This is a genomic window from Halorubrum sp. JWXQ-INN 858, assembly GCF_009806985.1.
Classification (GTDB): domain Archaea; phylum Halobacteriota; class Halobacteria; order Halobacteriales; family Haloferacaceae; genus Halorubrum.
On sequence record NZ_WUAX01000006.1, the window covers coordinates 1 to 20,067 of the forward strand.

At 67.7% G+C, this 20,067-nt stretch carries 18 protein-coding genes; 14 read left to right on the top strand and 4 right to left on the bottom strand.

From position 1 onward, the window contains the following. Nucleotides 1-81 precede the first annotated feature (81 nt). Both GRS48_RS03380 and solA read left to right on the top strand, forming a co-directional pair. Nucleotides 82-456, top strand: a complete 375-nt coding sequence (locus tag GRS48_RS03380) for a hydantoinase B/oxoprolinase family protein (protein ID WP_159483555.1) — start codon at nt 82-84, stop codon at nt 454-456. Then, nucleotides 453-1,580, top strand: a complete 1,128-nt coding sequence (gene solA, locus GRS48_RS03385) for an N-methyl-L-tryptophan oxidase (protein WP_159483557.1) — start codon at nt 453-455, stop codon at nt 1,578-1,580. The genes GRS48_RS03380 and solA overlap by 4 nt, the downstream gene beginning before the upstream one ends. 114 nt (nt 1,581-1,694) lie before the next feature. On the opposite strand, the gene GRS48_RS03390 is transcribed toward solA, so the two are convergent. Continuing rightward, complete coding sequence (locus GRS48_RS03390) at nt 1,695-2,822, bottom strand: dipeptidase (RefSeq protein ID WP_159483559.1); 1,128 nt, start codon at nt 2,820-2,822, stop codon at nt 1,695-1,697. An 84-nt stretch (nt 2,823-2,906) separates the two neighbouring features. Here GRS48_RS03390 and GRS48_RS03395 point away from each other — a divergent pair, with 84 nt between their 5' ends. The 11 genes from GRS48_RS03395 (at nt 2,907) to GRS48_RS03445 (ending at nt 16,254) form a co-directional block, all read left to right on the top strand. Further along, nucleotides 2,907-3,644, top strand: a complete 738-nt coding sequence (locus GRS48_RS03395) for an SDR family NAD(P)-dependent oxidoreductase (protein ID WP_159483561.1) — start codon at nt 2,907-2,909, stop codon at nt 3,642-3,644. A gap of 119 nt (nt 3,645-3,763) precedes the next feature. Continuing rightward, on the top strand, nt 3,764-4,867 hold the full coding sequence (locus tag GRS48_RS03400; RefSeq protein WP_159483563.1) for a phosphotriesterase: 1,104 nt from the start codon (nt 3,764-3,766) through the stop codon (nt 4,865-4,867). Nucleotides 4,868-4,972: 105 nt separating this feature from the next. After that, nucleotides 4,973-6,124, top strand: a complete 1,152-nt coding sequence (locus tag GRS48_RS03405; RefSeq protein WP_159483565.1) for an FAD-binding oxidoreductase — start codon at nt 4,973-4,975, stop codon at nt 6,122-6,124. A 71-nt stretch (nt 6,125-6,195) separates the two neighbouring features. Beyond that, the gene (locus tag GRS48_RS03410; protein ID WP_159483567.1) at nt 6,196-7,968 is read left to right on the top strand and encodes a M28 family peptidase; all 1,773 of its coding nucleotides are present in this window, start codon (nt 6,196-6,198) and stop codon (nt 7,966-7,968) included. Nucleotides 7,969-8,012: 44 nt separating this feature from the next. Then, nucleotides 8,013-9,755, top strand: coding sequence for an ABC transporter substrate-binding protein (locus GRS48_RS03415; protein ID WP_159483569.1), 1,743 nt, complete (start codon nt 8,013-8,015; stop codon nt 9,753-9,755). A gap of 27 nt (nt 9,756-9,782) precedes the next feature. Beyond that, entirely contained in the window at nt 9,783-10,754 is a 972-nt protein-coding gene (locus GRS48_RS03420; RefSeq protein WP_159483571.1) for an ABC transporter permease, read from the top strand. Nucleotides 10,755-10,791: 37 nt separating this feature from the next. Then, nucleotides 10,792-11,742: an ABC transporter permease gene (locus GRS48_RS03425; RefSeq protein WP_159483573.1), complete on the top strand. Its 951-nt coding sequence runs from the start codon at nt 10,792-10,794 to the stop codon at nt 11,740-11,742. Nucleotides 11,743-11,745: 3 nt separating this feature from the next. Next, nucleotides 11,746-12,762: an ABC transporter ATP-binding protein gene (locus tag GRS48_RS03430; protein WP_159483575.1), complete on the top strand. Its 1,017-nt coding sequence runs from the start codon at nt 11,746-11,748 to the stop codon at nt 12,760-12,762. Continuing rightward, nucleotides 12,747-13,808 carry an ABC transporter ATP-binding protein gene (locus tag GRS48_RS03435; RefSeq protein WP_159483577.1) on the top strand — a complete coding sequence of 354 codons (1,062 nt, stop codon included), beginning with the start codon at nt 12,747-12,749 and terminating at the stop codon, nt 13,806-13,808. The genes GRS48_RS03430 and GRS48_RS03435 overlap by 16 nt, the downstream gene beginning before the upstream one ends. Nucleotides 13,809-13,819: 11 nt before the next feature. Next, nucleotides 13,820-14,296, top strand: coding sequence for a hypothetical protein (locus tag GRS48_RS03440; RefSeq protein ID WP_159483578.1), 477 nt, complete (start codon nt 13,820-13,822; stop codon nt 14,294-14,296). Between the two features lie 206 nt (nt 14,297-14,502). Continuing rightward, a complete protein-coding gene (locus tag GRS48_RS03445; RefSeq protein WP_159483580.1) occupies nt 14,503-16,254 on the top strand; it encodes a M28 family peptidase in 1,752 nt (583 codons plus the stop codon). A 64-nt stretch (nt 16,255-16,318) separates the two neighbouring features. On the opposite strand, the gene GRS48_RS03450 is transcribed toward GRS48_RS03445, so the two are convergent. After that, nucleotides 16,319-17,089, bottom strand: coding sequence for an SDR family NAD(P)-dependent oxidoreductase (locus GRS48_RS03450; RefSeq protein ID WP_159483582.1), 771 nt, complete (start codon nt 17,087-17,089; stop codon nt 16,319-16,321). Between the two features lie 606 nt (nt 17,090-17,695). Between GRS48_RS03450 and GRS48_RS03455 the strand changes: the two genes are divergently transcribed. Beyond that, nucleotides 17,696-19,411, top strand: coding sequence for an Hvo_1808 family surface protein (locus GRS48_RS03455; protein WP_159483584.1), 1,716 nt, complete (start codon nt 17,696-17,698; stop codon nt 19,409-19,411). A gap of 5 nt (nt 19,412-19,416) precedes the next feature. On the opposite strand, the gene GRS48_RS03460 is transcribed toward GRS48_RS03455, so the two are convergent. Together GRS48_RS03460 and GRS48_RS03465 are read right to left on the bottom strand one after the other, a co-directional pair. Continuing rightward, on the bottom strand, nt 19,417-19,692 hold the full coding sequence (locus GRS48_RS03460; protein ID WP_159483586.1) for a hypothetical protein: 276 nt from the start codon (nt 19,690-19,692) through the stop codon (nt 19,417-19,419). 83 nt (nt 19,693-19,775) lie between these two features. Further along, nucleotides 19,776-20,057: a ubiquitin-like small modifier protein 1 gene (locus tag GRS48_RS03465; RefSeq protein ID WP_321168274.1), complete on the bottom strand. Its 282-nt coding sequence runs from the start codon at nt 20,055-20,057 to the stop codon at nt 19,776-19,778. Between the last annotated feature and the right edge of the window lie 10 nt (nt 20,058-20,067).

Genomic DNA, 20,067 nt, shown 5'->3' on the forward strand with positions numbered 1-20,067 from the left:
TTTCGAGGCCGCTACAAACCGTAAACATCCCAATCCAGCGGCGCGGTGCCGTGGGAATCTTCGCCCTTCAGGGCGGAGAGGATGTCAAAGGGGGGACGGCCGGCACCGCGGTGTCGGACGGAGGTCCACCGTCCGGACGGGGAGACGGAGTCGATCCCGTCGAAGTGGATCACCACGCTGGAGGCGGGCGCGGTCGTCGACGTGTACACCACCGGCGGCGGCGGCTACGGTCCGCCGAGCGACCGGCCTCCCGAAGACGTCGAGCGAGACCTTCGACAGGAGACGATCTCCCCGTCGACGGCCGAATCGGAGTACGACGTGGTCCTCGACGACGACGGCTCGGTCGACGTCGACGCGACCGCGCGCGTTCGAGAGGGGTCGCCGACGGCGGCGGAGGGGTTCGTCGTCGACCGAGGAACGCTCCCGGACGCTGTCCGCGAGGACGCGGACCGATGACCGAGCGGTACGACGCGATCGTCGTCGGCGTCGGCGGAATGGGTAGCGCCGCGGTCGCGGATCTGGCCGCCCGCGGGGTCGACGTCCTCGGGCTCGAACGATACGACATCCCCCACGAGATGGGGTCCTCACACGGGAACTCACGGATCATCCGTCGGGTACAGGCCGAGCGCCCGGCGTACGTGCCGCTGATCGACCGTGCCTACGAGCGCTGGCACGAGCTCGAGGAGTCGGTCGACGAGCGCCTGCTCCACCGAACCGGCTCGATACACGCGAGCCGGGCGGGGGAGGGTGCCTTCGAGGACGCCCGGGCCGCCTGCCTCGAACACGACGTCGAGCACGAGGTCCTCGACGCGGCCGCGCTCGCCGAGCGGTTCCCGGGCTACGAGCTCCCCGAGGAGTACATGGCCGTCCACCAGGCCGACGGCGGGTTCCTCGACCCGGAGGCGTGTATCGTCGCCCAGGTGGCTCGCGCCCACGCGAACGGCGCGGAGATCCGCGCACGCGAGCGCGTTCTCGACTGGCGTGCGACCGCTGACGGGGTCCGCGTCCGCACCGAGAAGGGCACGTACGCCGGCGACGACCTCGTCGTCACGGCCGGGGCGTGGGCGGGAGCGACGGTCCCCGCGCTTCGGGACGTCCTCGTGCCGGAGCGCCGGGTCATGGCGTGGCTGCAGCCCAGGCACCCCTCGCGGTTCGCTCCGGGGACGTTCCCGGTGTTCACGGTCGACACGCCCCGCGGCCACTACTACGGCTTCCCGGTGTACGACGTCCCCGGGTTCAAGTTCGGGCGGTCGCCGCGGCTCCCCGAGGTCGTCGACCCGGACGAGATGTCCCGCGAGCCGACGATCCAGGAGGAGGAGCTGCTCCGCGGGTTCGCCGAGGAGTACTTCCCCGCCGGTGCCGGCCCCACGATGCGGCTGAAGACCTGTATGATCACCAACTCGCCGGACGGCGACTTCGTGCTCGACACCCTCGGCGGCGACGAGAACGTCCACGTCGCGGCCGGCTTCTCCGGGAACGGCTTCAAGTTCGCCAGCGTCGTCGGCGAGGTGCTCGCCGATCTCGTCGTCGACGGGGAGTCCGATCTGCAGCTCGACGCGTTCTCGCTCGATCGCTTCTGACGCCCCCGGGACCAGTCCGGGGGCGGGGGACCGACGCTACGGTGCGGGACGGTCACGCTCGGATGAGTCGTGCCGAAATAAGTCGTGCTCGGACGAGTCGCGCACCGACCGACCTCACTCCTCGCGGACGCGCTCCCAGAACGCGACGAAGTTCTCGCCGAGGAGACCGGCGACCTCGTCCTCGTCGTACCCCCTGGCTTCGAGCTCCTCGCGGATGACGCCGCGGTCCTCGTACGTCCGGAAGCGCCCGAGCGCCGTGTCGAACTTCTCCGCCGAGAACGGCTCGTACTCCTCGGTTTCCTCGGTCATGTCCGTCGCCCGTCGGATGAACGAGACGACGCCGGGCCGGAGCGACTCGGGCACGTCCGCGGTCGTGATCGCCCAGTCCGTCCCGATGCCGACCCGGTCGATCCCGAGCACGTCGATCGCGTGCTCGAGGTGGTCGGCGAAGGCGTCGAACGTCGGCTCGTCGTAGTGGTGTGGGTACACGAGGACGCCGACGTACCCGTCCGAGCCCGCGATCGCCTCCAGCTCGGCGTCCGACTTGGCCCGGGGGTGGTCGTGGAGCGCGCCGCAGTGGGTGTGGGTCGCACACACCGGGTTCCGCGACGCCTCGACGGCGTCGAGCGTCGTCTCGCGGTTGCAGTGTGAGAGGTCGATCACCGCGCCGTGACGGTCCAGCCGTTCGACGACGTCGAGGCCGTGATTCGAGAGCCCGGAGCCGGACGGCTCGGTACAGCCCGCGCCGACGTGGTTCTGCGTGTTGTACGTGAGCTGTACGATCCGGACGCCGGCGTTCACCAGGTCGTCGACCCGGGAGCCGGTTCCGGCCGTGAACGCACCCGCGTTCTGGACGTTGAGGACGATGCCGACGTCCCCGTCGGCGGCGACCGCCCGGGCCTCCTCCGGCGTCCGCACGGGACGGAGCCAGTCGAGCGCCTCGATCCGTGCGGTCCAGCGGGCGAGGTCGCGGTAGACCCCTTCACGGAAACCGACGGACGGGTCGAAGCTCCACACGGTCGGGCTGACGAGGGAGACGCCGGCGCGGTCGTACGCCGCCCGGAGCCGGGCCGCGAACGCGTCGTCGGTTCGGAGCTGTGTCACGCCCTCGTCGAGCATCGCGTCCCACGTCGCCTCCGCGGGGCCGACGCGGCTCGCACGCTCGATCGCGTCGTCGATCGCGTCGTTCGTGAGGGGCAGTACGCCCGGCGGGAGGTAGTCGAAGACCACTGGGTTGGTCATACCGACTGTGTGTCTTACGTTCACATATACCTATCCTGTGTCGGCCGGGAAAACGGCTATAACCTCCCTCGTAGATGAGGGTCTATGGCCAACGAGCCGACAATCGCAGTCGTGACCGGCGGAGCGAGCGGGATCGGGGCGGCGCTCGTCGAGCGGTTTCTCGCGGACGACGCGTACGACCTCGTCGCGTGTCTGGACGTCGCGGCGGACGTCGAGGAGACGTTCGACGACCCCGCGGTGCGCGCACACCGCTGTGACGTCACCGACCACGACCGCGTCGCGGCGGTCGTCGACGCCTTGGAGGAGGAGGGACGCATCGACGCGGTCGTGAACAACGCGGGCTTCTCGCGGTACGCGTGGATCGGCGACCTCGCGCCCGACGACTGGCAGGAGATCATCGACGTCAACCTCACCAGCCAGTACAACCTCGCACACACCGCCGCGCCGTACATGTACGAGCGCGAACACGGCTACCTCGTCAACGTCTCGAGCGGCGCGGGCAAACGCGGGAGCGCCAGCGGCGGCGTCCACTACTCGGCCGCGAAGGCCGGCGTGTTCGGGCTGACGAAGGGGTTGGCGAAGCAGCTCGCGCCCCACGTCCGCGTCAACTGCGTCGTCCCCGGACTGATCGAAACGCCGCTCGCGACGGACTCGGACCTGTGGACGGAGGAGGGACTCGCCGAGGCGGCCGACGCCATCCCGCTGGAGCGGTTGGGTCACCCCGACGACGTCGCACGGGTGATACAGTTCCTCTGTGGCGACGGTGCCGCCTACATGACCGGGGAGCTCGTCGCCGTGGACGGCGGCTCCGCGCTCAGGTGATCGGCCGACGGACCGCGTTCGACGCGACGGACCGCGTTCGACGCGACGGACTACGCCCCGACGTGATCGGCCCCTGCCCGAAACTACTTGGTACTGCTTGACAAGGATCGACCGTCAGCATGAGCGACGATCACGGGACGGTCGTAACCGTCGACGGACGGATCGACCCGGAGGACCTCGGGGTTACGGTACCGCACGAACACCTGTTCGCCGATTGGCGGGACGCCAAGTACACCGAGCCGGAGACGGCCGTCGAACGGCGGCTCGCGGAGCAGCCGGTCACGCTCGAGAACCTCGCGTACGTCACCAAACACTACTTCTCGAACGCGGATAACCTCCGGCTCGACTCGGTCGAGGAGGCGGTCCGCGAGCTCGAGCGGTACGTCCAGGCCGGCGGCGAGTCGTTCGTCGACGTGACGCCGAAGAACGTCGGCGGCGACCCCGAGCGTGTCCGCCGGGTCGCGCGGCGAACCGGCGTCAACGTGGTCCACGGGACCGCCTACTACACGCAAAACGTCCACCCGGACGGTCTCGCCGATCGGTCCGTCGCCGACATCGCGGCGGAGTTCGCGAGCGACGTCCGCGACGGGATCGACGACACCAGCGTCCGTGCCGGGATCATCGGCGAGATCGGCCTCAGCGGGACGATTCACGACGCGGAGGAGCGGGTCCTCCGCGGCGCGGCCCGGGCGGCCGCGGAGACCGGCGCGCCGCTGACGATCCACCCGCCCGGGGCGGTCCCCGACTCCCACGGACGCGGCGAGTCCCCGGCGTCTCGGTGGGGCCTCGAGGTCCTCGACATCGCCGAGGAAGAGGGTCTCTCCCCGGACCGCGTCGTGATCGGCCACATGGACATGTCGTACTGGTACGAGAGCCTCGACTACCAGCGGCGGATCGCGGAGCGAGGGGCGTACGTGGAGTACGACATCTTCGGACAGAAGACGTACCTCTACAAGCCCGAACACCGGGACGCCTGGCCGTCCGACGTGCAGCGTGCCGAGCGCGTCGCCGAGCTGATCGAGGACGGGTACGGCGACCGGGTTCTGCTCTCGGGGGACGTGTTCCTCAAGTGCCACCGCCGGGCCTACGGCGGGTTCGGGTACGCACACGTGCTTGAGAACGTCGTCCCCATCCTTCGGGGGCTCGACGTCGACCGGGACGCCATCGACCGGCTCCTCGTCGACAACCCGCGCCGCGTGCTCACCTTCGACGATGGCGCGTAACCGGCGACGGCCGGTGTCGTGTTTATCTCGGCATGCGGGTGGCACACACAACCACTACCGCAAAGACGACGCACCACGACCGACCGATCGAGGCCGTAGTTAACGATGTCAACCGAATTCACATACGACGCGGTCGTCGTCGGCGGCGGGGTCATCGGTGCCAGCTGTGCGTGGCACCTCCTCGACGCCGGCGTCGACGACGTCCTGTTACTCGAGAAGGACCGACCGGCGAGCAAGGCGAGCGGACGCGCGGCGGGACACCTCAGCACCTACACGTCGCGGAAGTTCGAGGAGCCGATACGGCGGTACGCCATCGACTTCCACCGGCGACTGGCCGCCGATCACGGGTCGATCGACCTCCACGAGGACGTCGACCACGTCCTCGCGCACTCCCAGCGAGGGGTGGAACGGCTCCGGGAGCTCCACGAGCTCGACCCGGAGCGGCTCTCGTTGGTGTCCGGTCCGGACCTCGCCGAGGCCGGCAGCCCGTTCAACGCCGACGAGGTACTCGCCGCGTTGGTGTACGACTCGGCGGTCCACACGGACCCGTACGCGTTGACGATGGCCCTCGTATCGGAGGCGGAGGACGCGGGCGCGACGGTTCGCTTGGAGGAAGTCACGGGTCTCGACCGGGCCGGGTCGGGGGACGGCTTCACGGTCACGACCGCCGCCGACGCGTACGCGGCCGACGTCGTCGTTAACGCGGCCGGCGCGTGGAGCGGGACCGTCGGCTCGATGCTGGACGTGCCGCTCCCGGTGAAGCCGCGAACGAGCCAGATCGCCGTCCTCGAGACGCACGAGCCGATCGAGATCCCGATGTTCCACTGTCCGGACCTCGGGCTGTACGGCCGGCAGGAGCTGAACGGCGACGTCCTCGTCGGCGGCGGGACTTCGACGGAGATCCCCGACCCCGACGCGTTCTCGACGAGGGCCCGGGAGGCGTTCCTCCGTGAGGTCTCCGAGCGCTCCTGGCGTATCGCCGACGCGCTGGACGACGCTCGGCTCGTGAACGACTGGGCCGGCCGCTGTACCGCGACGCCGGACCGTCGCCCGCTGATCGGCGAGACGGCCGTTCCGGGCTTTTACGTCTGTGCCGGCTTCAACGGGGGCGGGGTCGCCCGATCGCCGTTCGCCGGACGCCTGATCGCCGACCTCGTCACGGGCGTCGACACCGACTTCGCGACCGAACCGTACGACCCGTCGCGGTTCTCGGGGACCGAATCGTTCGGCGTGAAGAGCGCGAGCACGGACTGGTGACGCTTCGTTACGTTGTCACGACCACATAGAGTTATATCCTCGGCCTTGCTCCCAACGATCCGGTACAACCGATGATCGAGCCAATAGACAGAACGACGGAGACCGATCTCGCGGAGGCGATCGATCCGGACGAGCTGCGACGTCACGTCGACGCGCTCGTCGGACTCGAACGGGTCTCGGGAAGCGAGGACGAGCGGCGTGCGGCCGACTACGTCATGGAGACGCTCGACTCGTACGGCGTCGACGCCACGTGCGAGGAGTTCGACGGCTACGTGAGCGTCCCCGAGCGCGGCGCGGTGACGGTCACGCACCCGACCCGACGGACGATACGGGGGATCACGGTCGCGTTCGGCGCGAGCACCCCGCCCCCCGGAGTGCACGGGGAGCTCGTCGCCGTCGATGCCGACGACCTACTCGATCCCGAACGTCACCTCGACCTCGACGGCGCGGTCGCGCTCGTCGATTCCCTGCCGAACCCGTCGCTCGCCGTCGCGGCGGACGACCGCGGGGCGGCGGCGGTGGTGTGTCTCTCGCCGAACGCACACCACTACGAGGGGAGCGTCTCCCCGGTGTGGGGGACGCCGACGACCGAGACGGTCGAGGACCTGCCGGACCTCCCGGTCGTCCAGCTGACGGCCGGGGAGGGCGAGTGGCTTGGGGAGAAACTCGACGCGGGGCCGGTCGAGCTGACGGTTCGGACGTCGGTGACGACGGAGCTGCGAACGCTGCCGTGTCCGGTCGGCCGTATAAATGGGAGCGAGAGCGACCGCTACTTCGTGGTCGGCAACCACATCGACTCGTGGCACGAGGGGGTGACGGACAACGCGACGGCGGTGGCGACGACGCTGGAGCTCGCGCGGCTGTTCGCGGAGCGCGAGCCGAAACGCGGGCTCGTCTTCGGCTTCTGGCCAGCTCACTCAACAGGCCGGTACGCCGGCAGTGCGTGGTACGCCGACGAGTACTGGCAGGACTTACGGGAGAACGGCGTCGCCTACCTCCACATCGACCTCCCCGGGCTCACCGGGGCGAACGAGATCTGGTACCAGCACATGGCGGAGCTGGAGGACGAGCACTTCGACGCCGTCCGCGAGGCGGTCTCGTTCGGGCTTCAGGAAGGAGTCGACTCCTATCTCGGGAGCGTCGGTCGGCCGGCGCGGAACTCGGACCAGTCGTTCTGGGGGACGGGGCTGAGCTCGCTGCTGTCGAGCGCGCGCCTCGATCCGGGGACCGAGGAGGGCGGGCCGATCGGCGGGGGGTGGTGGTGGCACACGCCGGCGGACACCCGCGACAAGGTGGACTTCGACGTGCTCCACGAGGAGACGAAGCTGTACGTCGCGCTCGCCGCGCGGATCTGTGAGTCGCCGGTGCTACCGCACGACTACACCGCCACCGTCGACGACCTCCGCCGGTCGCTCCGCGACCGCGTCCGTACCGAGGGGGACGCCGCTCGGGTCGACGGTCTCGAGCCCCTGTTGGACGAGCTCGAGGAGGGAATCGAGGCGGCGACCGCCCTGATCGAACGCAACACGACCGTCGCCGACCCGGTCGACCACGCGTTCGAGGACCTCCAGGTCCGGCTCGGGAACCTCCTCGTTCCCACGCTGTACATGGACCGAGAGGAGTACGATCAGGAGCCGAAGGGCCCGATCGGGCTCCTCCCGTCGCTCGGCGAGGCCGTCGCGGACGGGAGGACCGGCGCGACGGAACGCATGCACCGGTTTCAGGAGGTGAAACGACAGCGCGCGTACAACCGGGTCGAACACCGGCTCCGGGAGGCGAGCGACGAGGTCGGGCGCTTCCTCCGGCGGCGGCGATCGGGGGACGTGGCCGCGACCCCGAACTAAAGTCACCGATAGATTTATAAGTAGTTCCTCGTAATCTGGTAACGATGTACATAGACCGCCCGGAGGACAGCGAAAGCACCAGCGACGAGGCCGGAACCGACGGCCGACGACGGTTCCTACGTGGCATCGGTGCCGCATCGCTCGGCGGGGCGTTCACCTCGCTCGCCGGCTGCCTCGGCGACGACGGCGACGGCGACGACCCGGATCGGGGCGAGCCGGTCGGACCGATCGAGGTCCTCGGCTACCCCGAATCGAACAGGGCCCCGTTCGAAACGCTCACGACGATCGTCGAGGAGATCAACTCGCTCGGCTTCAACCTCGAGTACAACCCGCTGAGTCGGGACCGACAGCTCGACCGCGTGTTCTTCGAGCACGACTTCGAGATCAGCAGCCTCGGGTACACGGGCCGGCCGGAACGATTGGACCCGAACGCGCTCCTGTGGGGCAACTACCATTCATCCGACATCGCCGGCGGCGCGTACAACTGGACCCACAACGACGACCCCGAGATCGACGAGGCGTTGGAAGCACAGCGGCGAGTCCTCGATCCGGACGAACGGCAACCGCTCGTCCACGAGGCACAGGAGGTCATCATCGGCAAGCCCGCGGGCGAGATGCCGATCCAGCACGACGAGCTCACGAACGTGTACAACTCCGAGAAGTTCGACGGGTTCGAGGTCGTGCCGGGGCTCGGGTTGAACAACTACAGCACGTGGATGGGCGTCGAGGCGCTCACCGACGACCGGGAGCTGACCTGTGCGTACCCGCTCGACGTCCCGCACATCACGCCGCTGCAGGCGAACGAGACGAACATGATCACCCAGCGGAACACCCACGACAGCCTCACGATCGTCGGCGACGACGGGCTACCGGAGCCGTGGCTGGCCGAGGACTGGGAGATCTCCGACGACAGCACCCGCATCGACTTCACGATCCGTGACGGTCACGAGTTCACCGACGGCGAGCCGTGTACGGCCGAAGACGTGGTGTTCACCTACCAGTACATCCAGGAGTACGAGATCGCGTTCTTCAGCGGCGCGGTCGCCGTCATCGACGAGGTGTACGCCGACGGCAACGTCGTGACGTTCGAGCTAGAGGAGCCCGACGCGCCGATCTTCAACGACGCGTTCTCGCGGATCCACATCCTCCCCGAACACATCTGGAGCCGGGTCCCCGACGAGGTCGACGGGGTCGAGACTCCCGGCGAGTTCTCGCCGGTCGAGAGCGATCTCACGGACGGACAGCTCGTCGGCAGCGGTCCGTACGAGTTCGACGAGTGGCGTCGCGGGACCGGCGTCAGGCTGACCGTTCGCGACAGTCACCCCGTCGCCACGCCGGACATCGACTCCGTGTTCATCCAGACGATCGAGAGCCCGTCCGCGTTAACGACCGCGCTCCGCAACGAGGAGATCGACTTCGTCATCGAGAGCGACGCGGACCCGGACGTGCTGAGCGACCTCGCGGAGGAGCAGGACCACCTGACGTTCGTCTCCTCGACGTCCGTCGGTTACGACGAGTGGGCGATGAAGACGAACGTCGAACCGATGGACCGCGAGTCCGTCCGCCAGGCGATGTCGATCATGATCCCGAAGGAGACGATCGTCAACGAGATCTGGCGCGGCTACGCCGAGGAGGCGATCTCGCCGATCAGCCCCGTCCTGGACTTCTGGCACAACCCGGACGTGACGAAGTGGCACGAGATGAGCCGCGAGGACGCGATCGAGATCCTCGAGGAGGACGGATTCACCGTCACCGAAGACCAGATCTACTACCCGCCGGACGCGTAATCGGTTCTCTCGGTCTCACACACGATTATGGACTTCAAAACGTACATACTGAGGCGGATCGTCGGCACCGTGGTGACGTTCTTCGTCATCGCGAGCGTCGTCTTCTTCCTGTTCCGGATGGTCGGGGACCCGGCGTCGCTGTTCATGGCCCCCGGGATGGACGGCGAACAGCTGGAACGGATCCGGGCGAGTTTCGGGCTCGATGAACCGTTATACGTACAGTACTATCGATACATGATCAACATCCTCACGCTGGATTTCGGCGTGAGCTTCTACTACCGCTCGGACGTCGCCCCCGTCGTCTTCGAGCGGATGCTCAACAGCCTGTTCCTCACGATTCCGGCGATCACGATCGCGTACGTCGGCGGCATCCTCGGGGGCGTGTACATGGCGTGGAACCGTGGCGAGCGGTCCGAGACGTTCGGGCTGCTGGCGGCGACCGCGTTCCGGTCGACCCCCCGGTTCTGGCTCGGCATCCTGCTGCTGTTCTTCGGCGCGGGGATCTTCGGGCTGTTCCCGAGCTTCGGGATGGTGTCACACAACGTGGACGCGACGGGGCTCGCGGTGCTGTTGGAGCCCGACTTCTACCACCACATCATCCTCCCGATCCTGTCGATGACGTTCTACCTGATGGGGCTCCCGCTGTTGCTCATGCGGACGAGCATGCTGGAGGTCATCAACGAGGACTTCATCGACGTCTGTATCGCGAAGGGGATCGGCGAGCGCGACGTCATGTACAAACACGCCGCACGCAACGCGATGCTCCCCGTCATCACGGCGATGGCGGTGGGGATCGCGTTCTCGTTCGGCGGCAACGTGCTGGTGGAGACGGTGTTCTCGTACCCCGGCGTCGGTCGGCTCATGGTCGACTCGGTGTTCCGGAGCGACTACCCCGTCGCCCAGTTCGCGTTCCTCCTGATGGCCGCGGCCGTGTTGACGATGAACCTCATCGCGGACCTGGCCTATTCGTACCTCGACCCACGGGTGAGCTTAGAATGATCTCCTCGACGACACGGCGACACGGCGGTGAGCGCGGATGAGTATCTCACGGCGGATCGACGGCTACCTCACGCGGCTGAAGCAGGTGGACTCGGACGACGTCAAGCGCGAGGCGCGGATCTCCTACGAGTTCGCGCGGGGCGTGTTCGACATCGTCAACAGCAACCGGCTCGCGCGGATCGGGATGGTGCTTCTGGCCCTGTTCCTCATCGTCGGGCTGTTCGCGCCGCTGCTCGCGCCGCACGGTGCGTACGAGCGGCAGATCGCCGACGACGGGTCGTGGGACCGGAACGCGGCCCCGTCCCTTGACAACCCGCTCGGAACGACCGCGTCCGCGTATGACGTGCTCTCACAGGTCATCCTCGGGACGCGCGTCGCGCTGATCGCGGGGATACTGACGGCGTTCTTCGTCGGCGGGATCGGCACGTTCGCCGGCATCGTCGCGGGCTACTACGGCGGCAATGCCGGGAACGCGATCATGCGGCTCGTCGACCTCGCGTACGGCGTGCCGTTCCTCCCGTTCGCGATCGTGTTGGTGATCGTGCTCGGCGCGAGCCTGTGGAACATCATCCTCGCGATCTCGCTCATCCTCTGGCGGGAGACCGCCCGGGTGATCCGGGCGGAGGTGATCTCGATACGCGAGCTCGCAGTGATCGACGCCGCCCGCGCCAGCGGGGCCAGCGACGCGCGGATCATCGTCCACCACATCTTCCCGAAGGTGTTGCCGACGGCGGTGCTGTACTCGGTGTTCGCCATCGGGTGGGCGATCCTCGCGGAGGCGGGGCTCGCGTTCCTCGGCTTCAGCGACCACGAGATGATCAGCTGGGGGGCCATGCTGCAGGCGGCCTACAACAGCCAGGCGCTCGACCAGCGGCTCTGGTTCTGGATCTTCCCCCCGGGGATCGCCATCAGCCTGCTCGTCCTGTCGGTGTACCTGATCGCACAAGGTATCGAGGAAGTGGTCAACCCGCAGCTGCGGGAGGTGTAATCGATGTCACTACTTAACGTATCCAATCTCGACGTGGAGTATCAGACGAAGGAGGGCCCGATCAAGGCGGTCAGCGACGTCTCCTTCAGTATCGAGGAGAACGAACGGTTCGGGCTAGTCGGTGAGAGCGGCTGCGGGAAATCGACGATCGCGAAGAGCATCCTTCGGCTGCTTCCGGACAACGGTTCGATCACCGGCGGGGAGATCACGCTTGACGGCGTCGACCTCGTCGGAATGGACGAAAAAGCGCTCAACGAGATCCGTTGGGCCGAGATCTCCTTTATCAGCCAGAGCGCGATGAACGCGCTGGACCCGGTGTACAGCATCGGCCACCAGATCGTCGAAGCGATCCGGACACACGAGGACACCTCGGAGGCGGCCGCAAAGGAGCGTGCGGCCGACCTCGTCGAGATGGTCGGGCTCGAACGCGCGCGCGTCGATTCGTACCCGCACCAGCTCTCTGGCGGGATGCGCCAGCGGGCGATGATCGCCATGGCGCTCGCGTTACAGCCCGGGCTCATCATCGCCGACGAGCCCACGACCGCGCTCGACGTGATCACGCAGGACCACATCCTCGAGGAGATCGATACGCTGTTGAAAACCCTCGGGAGCTCGCTTTTCATCATCACACACGACATCAGCGTCGTCGCGGAGACCTGCGACAAGGTCGGGGTGATGTACGGCGGGGAGCTCGTCGAGACCGGGCCGATCGAGAAGGTGTTCGTCGAACCGGAACACCCGTACACGCTGGGGCTGCTCAACGCGTTCCCGACGATAGAGGGTGGCCAGGAGGAGCTGATAACGATGCCGGGACAGCCGCCGGACCTACACGACCCGCCCACGGGGTGTCGGTTCTACGAGCGGTGTCCGTACCGCGAGCCGCGATGTGCCGAGGAGGCGCCGCCGCTCACGGAACGCGGCGACGGTCAACGCGCCGCCTGCTTCGTGAGCGAGGAGGAACCGATCCGGGACCGCTACCAGGACGTCGTCGACAAGGAGGAAGTATGGCTGAAACTCTAATGGAAGTCCGCGGGCTGAAAAAGCACTACCCGGTCGACACGGGGCTCCTCAAGAAGCTCCGCGGCGAGCAACGGCGCGTCCACGCCGTCGACGGCGTCGACTTCGACATCCGTAAAGGGGAGATCCTCGGGCTCGCGGGCGAGTCCGGCTGCGGGAAGACGACGACGGGGAAGTGTCTCACGCACCTCGTGGAGGTGACGGACGGGACGATGACGTTCGGCGACGACCGGATCGACATCGCCGGGCTGTCCGGTCCCGAGCTGAAGGCGTACCGTCGACGGGCTCAGATCATCTTCCAGGACCCGTTCGAGTCGATCAACGACCGGTTCACGATCCGGAAATGGGTCGGCGAGCCGCTGAAGATCCACGGGATCGTCCCCGAGGAGGGGTTCGAGGCGAAGATCAGCAACTGTCTCGAGCAGAGCGGGCTGACGCCGGCGGCGGAGTACCTCGACCGGTTCCCCCACGAGCTCAGCGGCGGACAGCGACAGCGGATCGCCATCGCCCGGGCGCTCGTGTTGGACCCCGAGTTCATCGTCGCCGACGAGCCGACGTCGATGCTCGACGTCTCCGTTCGTGCCGGGCTGTTGCGCGTGTTCAAAAAGCTCGTCGAGGAGCAGGGGGTGACGGTGTTGTACATCTCACACGACCTCTCGCTGCTCCGATACGTGTGTGACCGCATCGGGATCATGTACCAGGGAGAGCTGGCCGAGATCGGCGACTCGGACGCGGTGTTACAGGACCCGAAGCACCCGTACACGCAAGCGTTGGTGTCGGCGGTCCCGCGGTCGGACCCGCTCACGAAGCGGGAACGCGTGCGGATCCCGAGCGAGGTCGTCGACAGGTACGGCGGGATCGAGGGCTGCTCGTTTAAGGACCGGTGTCCGTACCGGTTCGAGCGGTGCGAGGAGAAACCCCGGTTGGTAGCGATGGACGGGCCCGTCGAGCAGCGCGTCGCGTGTCACCTCTACGACGACGCGGTCGAGGAGACGATGGACGACATCGAGCCGGACTTCGAAGAGAAGAAGACGTTCGACATCGTGTGACTCGACGACACATGCTCATCACGCTCTCGCTCACGCTGCTCGCCCTCGCGGGCGCGACGCTCGCGGCGGTCGCCGTCTGGGCCGCACTCCGGGTCGAACGGACCGGCGCGTTGACCAGCCGGCGGCGGGACGTCCTGTTGGAGCGCCGCCTCGACGCCTATCGGGAGATCATGGCGGCCGTCGTGAGCCTCAATCGACAGTGCGTCTCCCTCAGCGAGCGGCACTTCAAGGACCAGACGGAGCGACTGGCGTTCGGCAACGAGTCCGACCTGAAGGAGCCGTACGAGGAGATCACCGAGACGTACCAGTCGAACTACCACGTCATCGCCCCGGAGGTTCGTGACGCGATCGCCGACTACCTGGACTACCTCAACACGTATCACGAGGAGGCGACCCAGATCGGGCTCCTGCTCTCGAAGGGCGGGAGCATCGCCCAGGCGATGCGCGAGGACCTCGGGCTCGATCCGATGTTCTCGGAGGACGAGTAGCCACGGAACGGTCCCCGGAACCCCCGGGCGACGACGATGACGCCAACGACGATGACAACGATGGCGCCAACGACGATGACGACGACAACGATGACGACAACGATGACGCCAACGACGACAACGATGACGCCAACGACGATGACGCCAACGACGACAACGATGACGCCAACGACGACGAACACATCCCCTCCCCCACGGACACAGTCATGTTAACGCCGATCGACAGAACGACGGAACGAGAGGTTATCGAAGCGATCGACGGGTCGGAGCTCGAGCGCCACGTGGACGCGTTGAGCGACCTCACCCGCGTCGCCGGAACGAGCGGCGAGCGGATCGCCAGCGAGTACATCGTCGACACGCTCGACTCGTACGGCGTCGACGCCGAGATACTCGAACACGAGAGCTACGTCAGCGTCCCGGAGGACGCGGGTGTCGAAGTCACCGTGCCGACGGCGAGGCGGTTCGACGACGCGATCACGGTCTCGTTCAGCGCGAGCACGCCCCCGGGCGGGGTCCACGCGGAGGCCGTCCGTCTCGGGGAGGTGACGCCGGAAACCGTTCGGGCCACCCCGGTTCGGGGCCGGATCGCCGTCGTCGAGGGGTTGCCGACGCCGGACCCGGTCGGACTCCTCGACGACGCCGGGGCCGCGGGGGTCGTCTTCGTGTCGCCGACCGAGGGGCACCTCCACGAGATGATCGTCAGCCCGGTGTGGGGGACGCCGACGCCCTCGCAGGTCGACGACTTCCCGGATATCCCCGTCGCCGAGGTGTCGAAGGAGGCCGGCGAGTGGCTCGGGGAGAAACTCGATTCGGGACCGGTCGAGCTGACGGTTCGGACGTCGGTGACGACGGAGCTGCGGACGCTGCCGTGTCCGGTCGGCCGCATCGACGGGAGCGGGAGCGACCGCTACTTCGTCGTCGGCAACCACGTCGACTCGTGGCACGAGGGGGTGACGGACAACGCGACGGCGGTGGCGACGACGCTGGAGCTCGCGCGGCTGTTCGCGGAGCGCGAGCCGAAACGCGGGCTCGTCTTCGGCTTCTGGTCGGCCCACTCGACCGGCCGGTACGCCGGCAGCGCGTGGTACGCCGACGAGTACTGGAACGACCTGCGGGAGAACGGCGTCGCCTACCTCCACATCGACCTCCCCGGGCTCAACGGTGCCGACTCGCTGTGGTTCCAACACATGGCGGAGCTGGAGGACGAGCATCTCGACGCGATGCGTACCGCCACCGACTTCGATCTCCGCGAGGGGGACGACAGCTGGTTGGGGAGCAGCGACCGGCCGGCGCGGAACTCGGACCAGTCGTTCTGGGGGACGGGGCTGAGCTCGCTGCTGTCCGGCGGACGCCTCGATCCGGGGACCGAGGAGGGCGGGCCGATCGGCGGGGGATGGTGGTGGCACACGCCGGCGGACACCCGCGACAAAGTCGACTTCGACGTGCTCCACGAGGAGACGAAGCTGTACGTCGCGCTCGCCGCGCGGATCTGTGAGTCGCCGGTACTGCCACACGACTACACCGCCACCGTTGACGACATCGAGGAGACGCTGTCGGACGCGACCGAGACGCTGTCGTTCGACGTCGACTTCGCCCCGGAGCGGGAGCGGATCGAGCGGCTTCGCGGAACGATCGAGCGGGTGAACGACGTCATCGAGGGGGCCGCCGAGGAGGCCGAGGGCGCGGGAAGCCTCGCCGCCGCGGAGGACGTCCAGGTGGCGCTCGGCAACGTGTTGATCCCCGCGCTGTACATGGACCGACCGCCGTACGAACAGGAGCCAGCGGTGGCGTACGCGCCGCTTCCGGGGCTTCGGTCGGACGGGATCAACGCGGGCTCCTCGGCACAACAGCAGTGTTTCGAACGGGTTTCGGTCCGGCGCTCCCGGAACCGGGTGATCCATCACCTCGATCGCGCCCAGCGGATCGCCGACCGGTTCCTCGACGAGCACGAGGACTGAGCCACGATCGGGGGAACGGTTCGGCCCTCCCCCGCCGGCGGGTCTCGGCTTTCGTCGCGCGTGCCTAGACGGACCAGCCGCCGTCGACCGGCAGCACCTGTGCAGTGATGAACCGTGCGGCGTCGCTACAGAGGAACGTCACCGCCTCGGCGACGTCCTCCGGGTTTCCGATATACGGCAACAGCGTCCGCTGTGTCGCGCTGACGAGTCGGGCCTGGTCGCCGAGTTCGTCGGCGGTCTTGCCGACGAGGTCCTCCTTTTCCAGGCCGGCGCGGATGATCCCGGGGGCGACCGCGTTCACCCGCACCCCGTGTTCGGAGTGGTCCGCCGCCAGCTGTCGCGTCATGCTGACGAGCGCTCCCTTCGCGGACGCGTAGTCCGCCGACTGCCGGTAGGGGACGAGCGCGCCGACGGAGGCCATGTTGACGATCCGCCCGTCACCCGCCTCCACCATCGCGGGGAGGGCACGACGGCACACGTGATACGCGCCCTCGACGTGGATCCGGTACATCGTACGCCACATCTCGAGGTCGACGTCCTGGATCGTCCCGCGGCTCCCGATGCCGGCGTTGTTGACCGCGATCGACGGCTCCCCGTACTCCCGGGCGGCGGCGAACAGCTCGTCGACGTCGTCCGGCTCCGAGACGTCGCCGACCACGAGGGTCCCCTCGGCGACGACGTCGTCGAAGTGATCGCCGTCGTCGTGTGGCTCGGCGTCGATGTCGAGCCCGACGACCGTCGCCCCGCACGACGACAGGAGATCCGCGGTCGCCCGTCCGATCCCCGCTCCCGCCCCGGTAACTACCGCTACGTGTCCGTCTAGGTCGACGTACATACGGCACTGACCGAGCGAGAACACATAAACCATCGGGTCCGGAGGATCGAGGGTCCTGAACGCCGGCAAGTCGGGGAACTCTCTCGCTGTCGATGCTGGGACCCTCTCGCTGCCGATGCCCGCAGAACCGCGCGGCTTCCGGGTGCTCGTCTGCGGCCCGAACGGATCTGAACGGATCGTATAAAGTATATTTATTATGAGTATTCTGTAGAACATACGGTTTGACTACATATAGTGATGTCGACCCGATCATTTACTGGATTTCGTATGCCATCGATGGCCACGATCCAACTGATCCATGAAATAGGCTTATAAGGGCCTCAAATACAGTATTTGTAACACTACTTCTCTGTGCTCATCGAGTACCATCGTCACGTCGTCGATCCTCTTCTTGACTCTCACGCACTCTCGAATGTGCTAACTATATATTTTATATATTGTTTAAGAATTTGGTATTTTTTGAGAGGAGAGAGGCAGGTCCAATCCGCAATGACGCTTAGTCTCCCCGGTCCGATCGGACCGTTCTCGGTACGGGACGAGGCTGACGAACCCCCGTCCGGCTGACGACCGGTAAGGTACTTACGCGGCCACCCGTAACGAACCCCCATGACACGGGGCCTCACCCGCTCGGTCGTCCTCGTCGCCGTCGTGCTCCTGGCTCTCGGCGTCGGAGGCGTTGGAGGCGTCGGCGGCGAGGTGGCGGTCGCGGAGACGGCCGCGGAGTGTGAGACCGAGGCGGACAACGCGCTCGTGGGGTGTTGGAACGGGGCCCACCACAGCGACGACCCCGCGGCGCTCGGGATCGACCAGAGCGAGGGGAGCGACGGGCTCACCGAGGAACAGCTCGCCGATCTGACGGCCCTCAAGATGGCGCGCGTGGAGTCGATCCGTGAGCGGCCGTTCGAGTCGGCGGTCCCCGTCGACGTCGTCTCCCGCGAGCGGTTCGCCGAGGACCGGGCTGCCATCGAGTCGGATCCCGAGTTCGCCCGCTGGAACGACCAGGTCTGGAAGGCGCTGTTCGTGATCGGCGAGGACGAATCGAGCGAGGAGGTGATCAACGAGGTGTTCTCCGGGGCGGTCGCCGGCTTCTACTCGCCCGTCGAGGACCGTATCGTGATCGTCGTCGACGACGAGGAGGACGTCAGGGTCTCCCCGACGACGCTGCTTCACGAGCTCGGTCACGCGATGCAGGACCAGTACGACGACCTGAGCGACCCGCGGTACGCCGGGGCGACACAGGACGCTGACCTCGGCATCGACGGGGCCGTCGAGGGCGAGGTGGTGTACCTGGAGGCGGTGTACGCCGAGCGCTGTGCCGAGGAGTGGGCGTGTACGCCCGAACCGCCCGACAGGGTCGGCGACGAGCCCGGCTCCGACGCCGGCGAGCCGAACCTCGGGGTGTTGCTCACCGTGTTACAGCCGTACTCCGACGGCGCGCCGTACGTCGACGAGCTGATCGAGGCCGGCGGGTGGGACGCCGTCGACGAGCTCATGGCCGACCCGCCGGCGACCACCCGCGAGACGATCCACCGCGAACCGTTCGAGCCGACCCCGATCGAGTTCGTCGACACGGCCGAGGGCGGCTGGGAGACGTACGAGAACGCCGGCGTCGACGGGGCGGACACCGTCGGGGAGGCGTCGCTGTTCGTCTCGCTGTGGTACCAGTCGAGCGCCTACGGCGCCGGCGTGATGGACCACAACGACCTGTTCGACACGAACCATCCGTACCAGGACTACAACTACTCGCATCCGGTGACGAACGGGTGGGCGAACGACGAGCTGTACCCGTACCGCAACGACGCGGACGGCGGTGGTGACGCGGACGGTGCGGGCGACGTGGACGGTACGAACGGTGCAGAACGCGACGGCTACGTGTGGGTGATCGAATGGGAGACCGCCGCCGACGCGGTGACGTTCCAGGAAGCGTACCTGCAGGTGCTCGATGCCGGCGACCGCGACGCCGAACACCGGGCGGACGGGACGTACTACGTCGCGGACGGCGAGTTCCGCGGGGCGTACGGCGTCGAGCGGAACGGGACGACCCTCACGATCGTCCACGCGCTCGAATCGGAATCGGTGTTCGAGCTCCGCCCCGACATCGATCTCGACCGGCCCGACCCCGACCCGGACGAGGGCGCGGACCCGGGCGTCCCGGACGCCCCCACCGTGGAGTACGGCGACGACCGCTTCCCCCCGGTCGAGCCCGGGGAACCGGTCGAACCCTCCGACTCCGACGACGACGCCGTCGGGTTCGGCGTCCTCGCGGCCCTGATCGCACTCGTCGTAACCCTGCTGGCGGCACGGCGGGAAGCGCGGGTGTAGCCGGTCTACCGCGCGTCCGCGGTGTCTTCCGACGTCTCGACAGCGGTGGCGTCGGGGTCGTCGACCTCGGCGGGAGTGCGGGCCGCCTTGAACAGCCCCACGAGCGCGACGACGACGAGGAGGGCCCCTTCGAGACGGGCGACCGTGTAGAACCAGTCGCGCGGCTCGGCGTCGTCGGCGTTCCGGTACGCGGCCTGCGTGAAGAGCGCGACGACCCGTTTCGGGGCGAGGACCTCTATCAGGCCGAGACACCCTGCGGCGAGGAGAAGGTGTGGCTTCATACGGTCCCTTCGCCCGGAACCGTCAAAAGCGATGCGGGCCGGTGACTCGACGGCTGGTCGGGGACGACCCGCCTTACCCGCGGTCAGCCGCCGTACACCGAGGGGATCGCACGGACGACGTCGCCGGGCTCGACGGGCGTGTCGACCCCGTCGAGGTGGCGGATGTCCGTCGTGTTCCGGCTGACGACGGTTCGCCCGGCGAGGCCGGTCCCGTCGGCGTCGAGGAGACGACCGTCGAGCGCCGGGTAGCGGTCCTCCAGCAGCGCGAGGAGGTCGCCGTACGTCTCGACGTCGGCGTCGACGGTCACCCGTTCCTCGCCGACGGCCTCGCGGAACGGCCCGAAGAAGCGGCACTCGACGTTCACGCCCGTCGGT

Excerpts from the sequence above, each read along its gene's own strand:
- GRS48_RS03445 (WP_159483580.1), top strand. The coding sequence starts at position 14,503 with ATGTTAACGCCGATCGACAGAACGACGGAACGAGAGGTTATCGAAGCG.
- GRS48_RS03415 (WP_159483569.1), top strand. The coding sequence starts at position 8,013 with ATGTACATAGACCGCCCGGAGGACAGCGAAAGCACCAGCGACGAGGCC.
- GRS48_RS03380 (WP_159483555.1), top strand. The coding sequence starts at position 82 with ATGTCAAAGGGGGGACGGCCGGCACCGCGGTGTCGGACGGAGGTCCAC.
- GRS48_RS03410 (WP_159483567.1), top strand. The coding sequence starts at position 6,196 with ATGATCGAGCCAATAGACAGAACGACGGAGACCGATCTCGCGGAGGCG.
- GRS48_RS03460 (WP_159483586.1), bottom strand. The coding sequence starts at position 19,692 with ATGAAGCCACACCTTCTCCTCGCCGCAGGGTGTCTCGGCCTGATAGAG.
- GRS48_RS03430 (WP_159483575.1), top strand. The coding sequence starts at position 11,746 with ATGTCACTACTTAACGTATCCAATCTCGACGTGGAGTATCAGACGAAG.
- GRS48_RS03455 (WP_159483584.1), top strand. The coding sequence starts at position 17,696 with ATGACACGGGGCCTCACCCGCTCGGTCGTCCTCGTCGCCGTCGTGCTC.
- GRS48_RS03420 (WP_159483571.1), top strand. The coding sequence starts at position 9,783 with ATGGACTTCAAAACGTACATACTGAGGCGGATCGTCGGCACCGTGGTG.
- GRS48_RS03400 (WP_159483563.1), top strand. The coding sequence starts at position 3,764 with ATGAGCGACGATCACGGGACGGTCGTAACCGTCGACGGACGGATCGAC.
- GRS48_RS03390 (WP_159483559.1), bottom strand. The coding sequence starts at position 2,822 with ATGACCAACCCAGTGGTCTTCGACTACCTCCCGCCGGGCGTACTGCCC.
- GRS48_RS03405 (WP_159483565.1), top strand. The coding sequence starts at position 4,973 with ATGTCAACCGAATTCACATACGACGCGGTCGTCGTCGGCGGCGGGGTC.
- GRS48_RS03435 (WP_159483577.1), top strand. The coding sequence starts at position 12,747 with ATGGCTGAAACTCTAATGGAAGTCCGCGGGCTGAAAAAGCACTACCCG.
- solA (WP_159483557.1), top strand. The coding sequence starts at position 453 with ATGACCGAGCGGTACGACGCGATCGTCGTCGGCGTCGGCGGAATGGGT.
- GRS48_RS03395 (WP_159483561.1), top strand. The coding sequence starts at position 2,907 with ATGGCCAACGAGCCGACAATCGCAGTCGTGACCGGCGGAGCGAGCGGG.
- GRS48_RS03425 (WP_159483573.1), top strand. The coding sequence starts at position 10,792 with ATGAGTATCTCACGGCGGATCGACGGCTACCTCACGCGGCTGAAGCAG.
- GRS48_RS03450 (WP_159483582.1), bottom strand. The coding sequence starts at position 17,089 with ATGTACGTCGACCTAGACGGACACGTAGCGGTAGTTACCGGGGCGGGA.
- GRS48_RS03440 (WP_159483578.1), top strand. The coding sequence starts at position 13,820 with ATGCTCATCACGCTCTCGCTCACGCTGCTCGCCCTCGCGGGCGCGACG.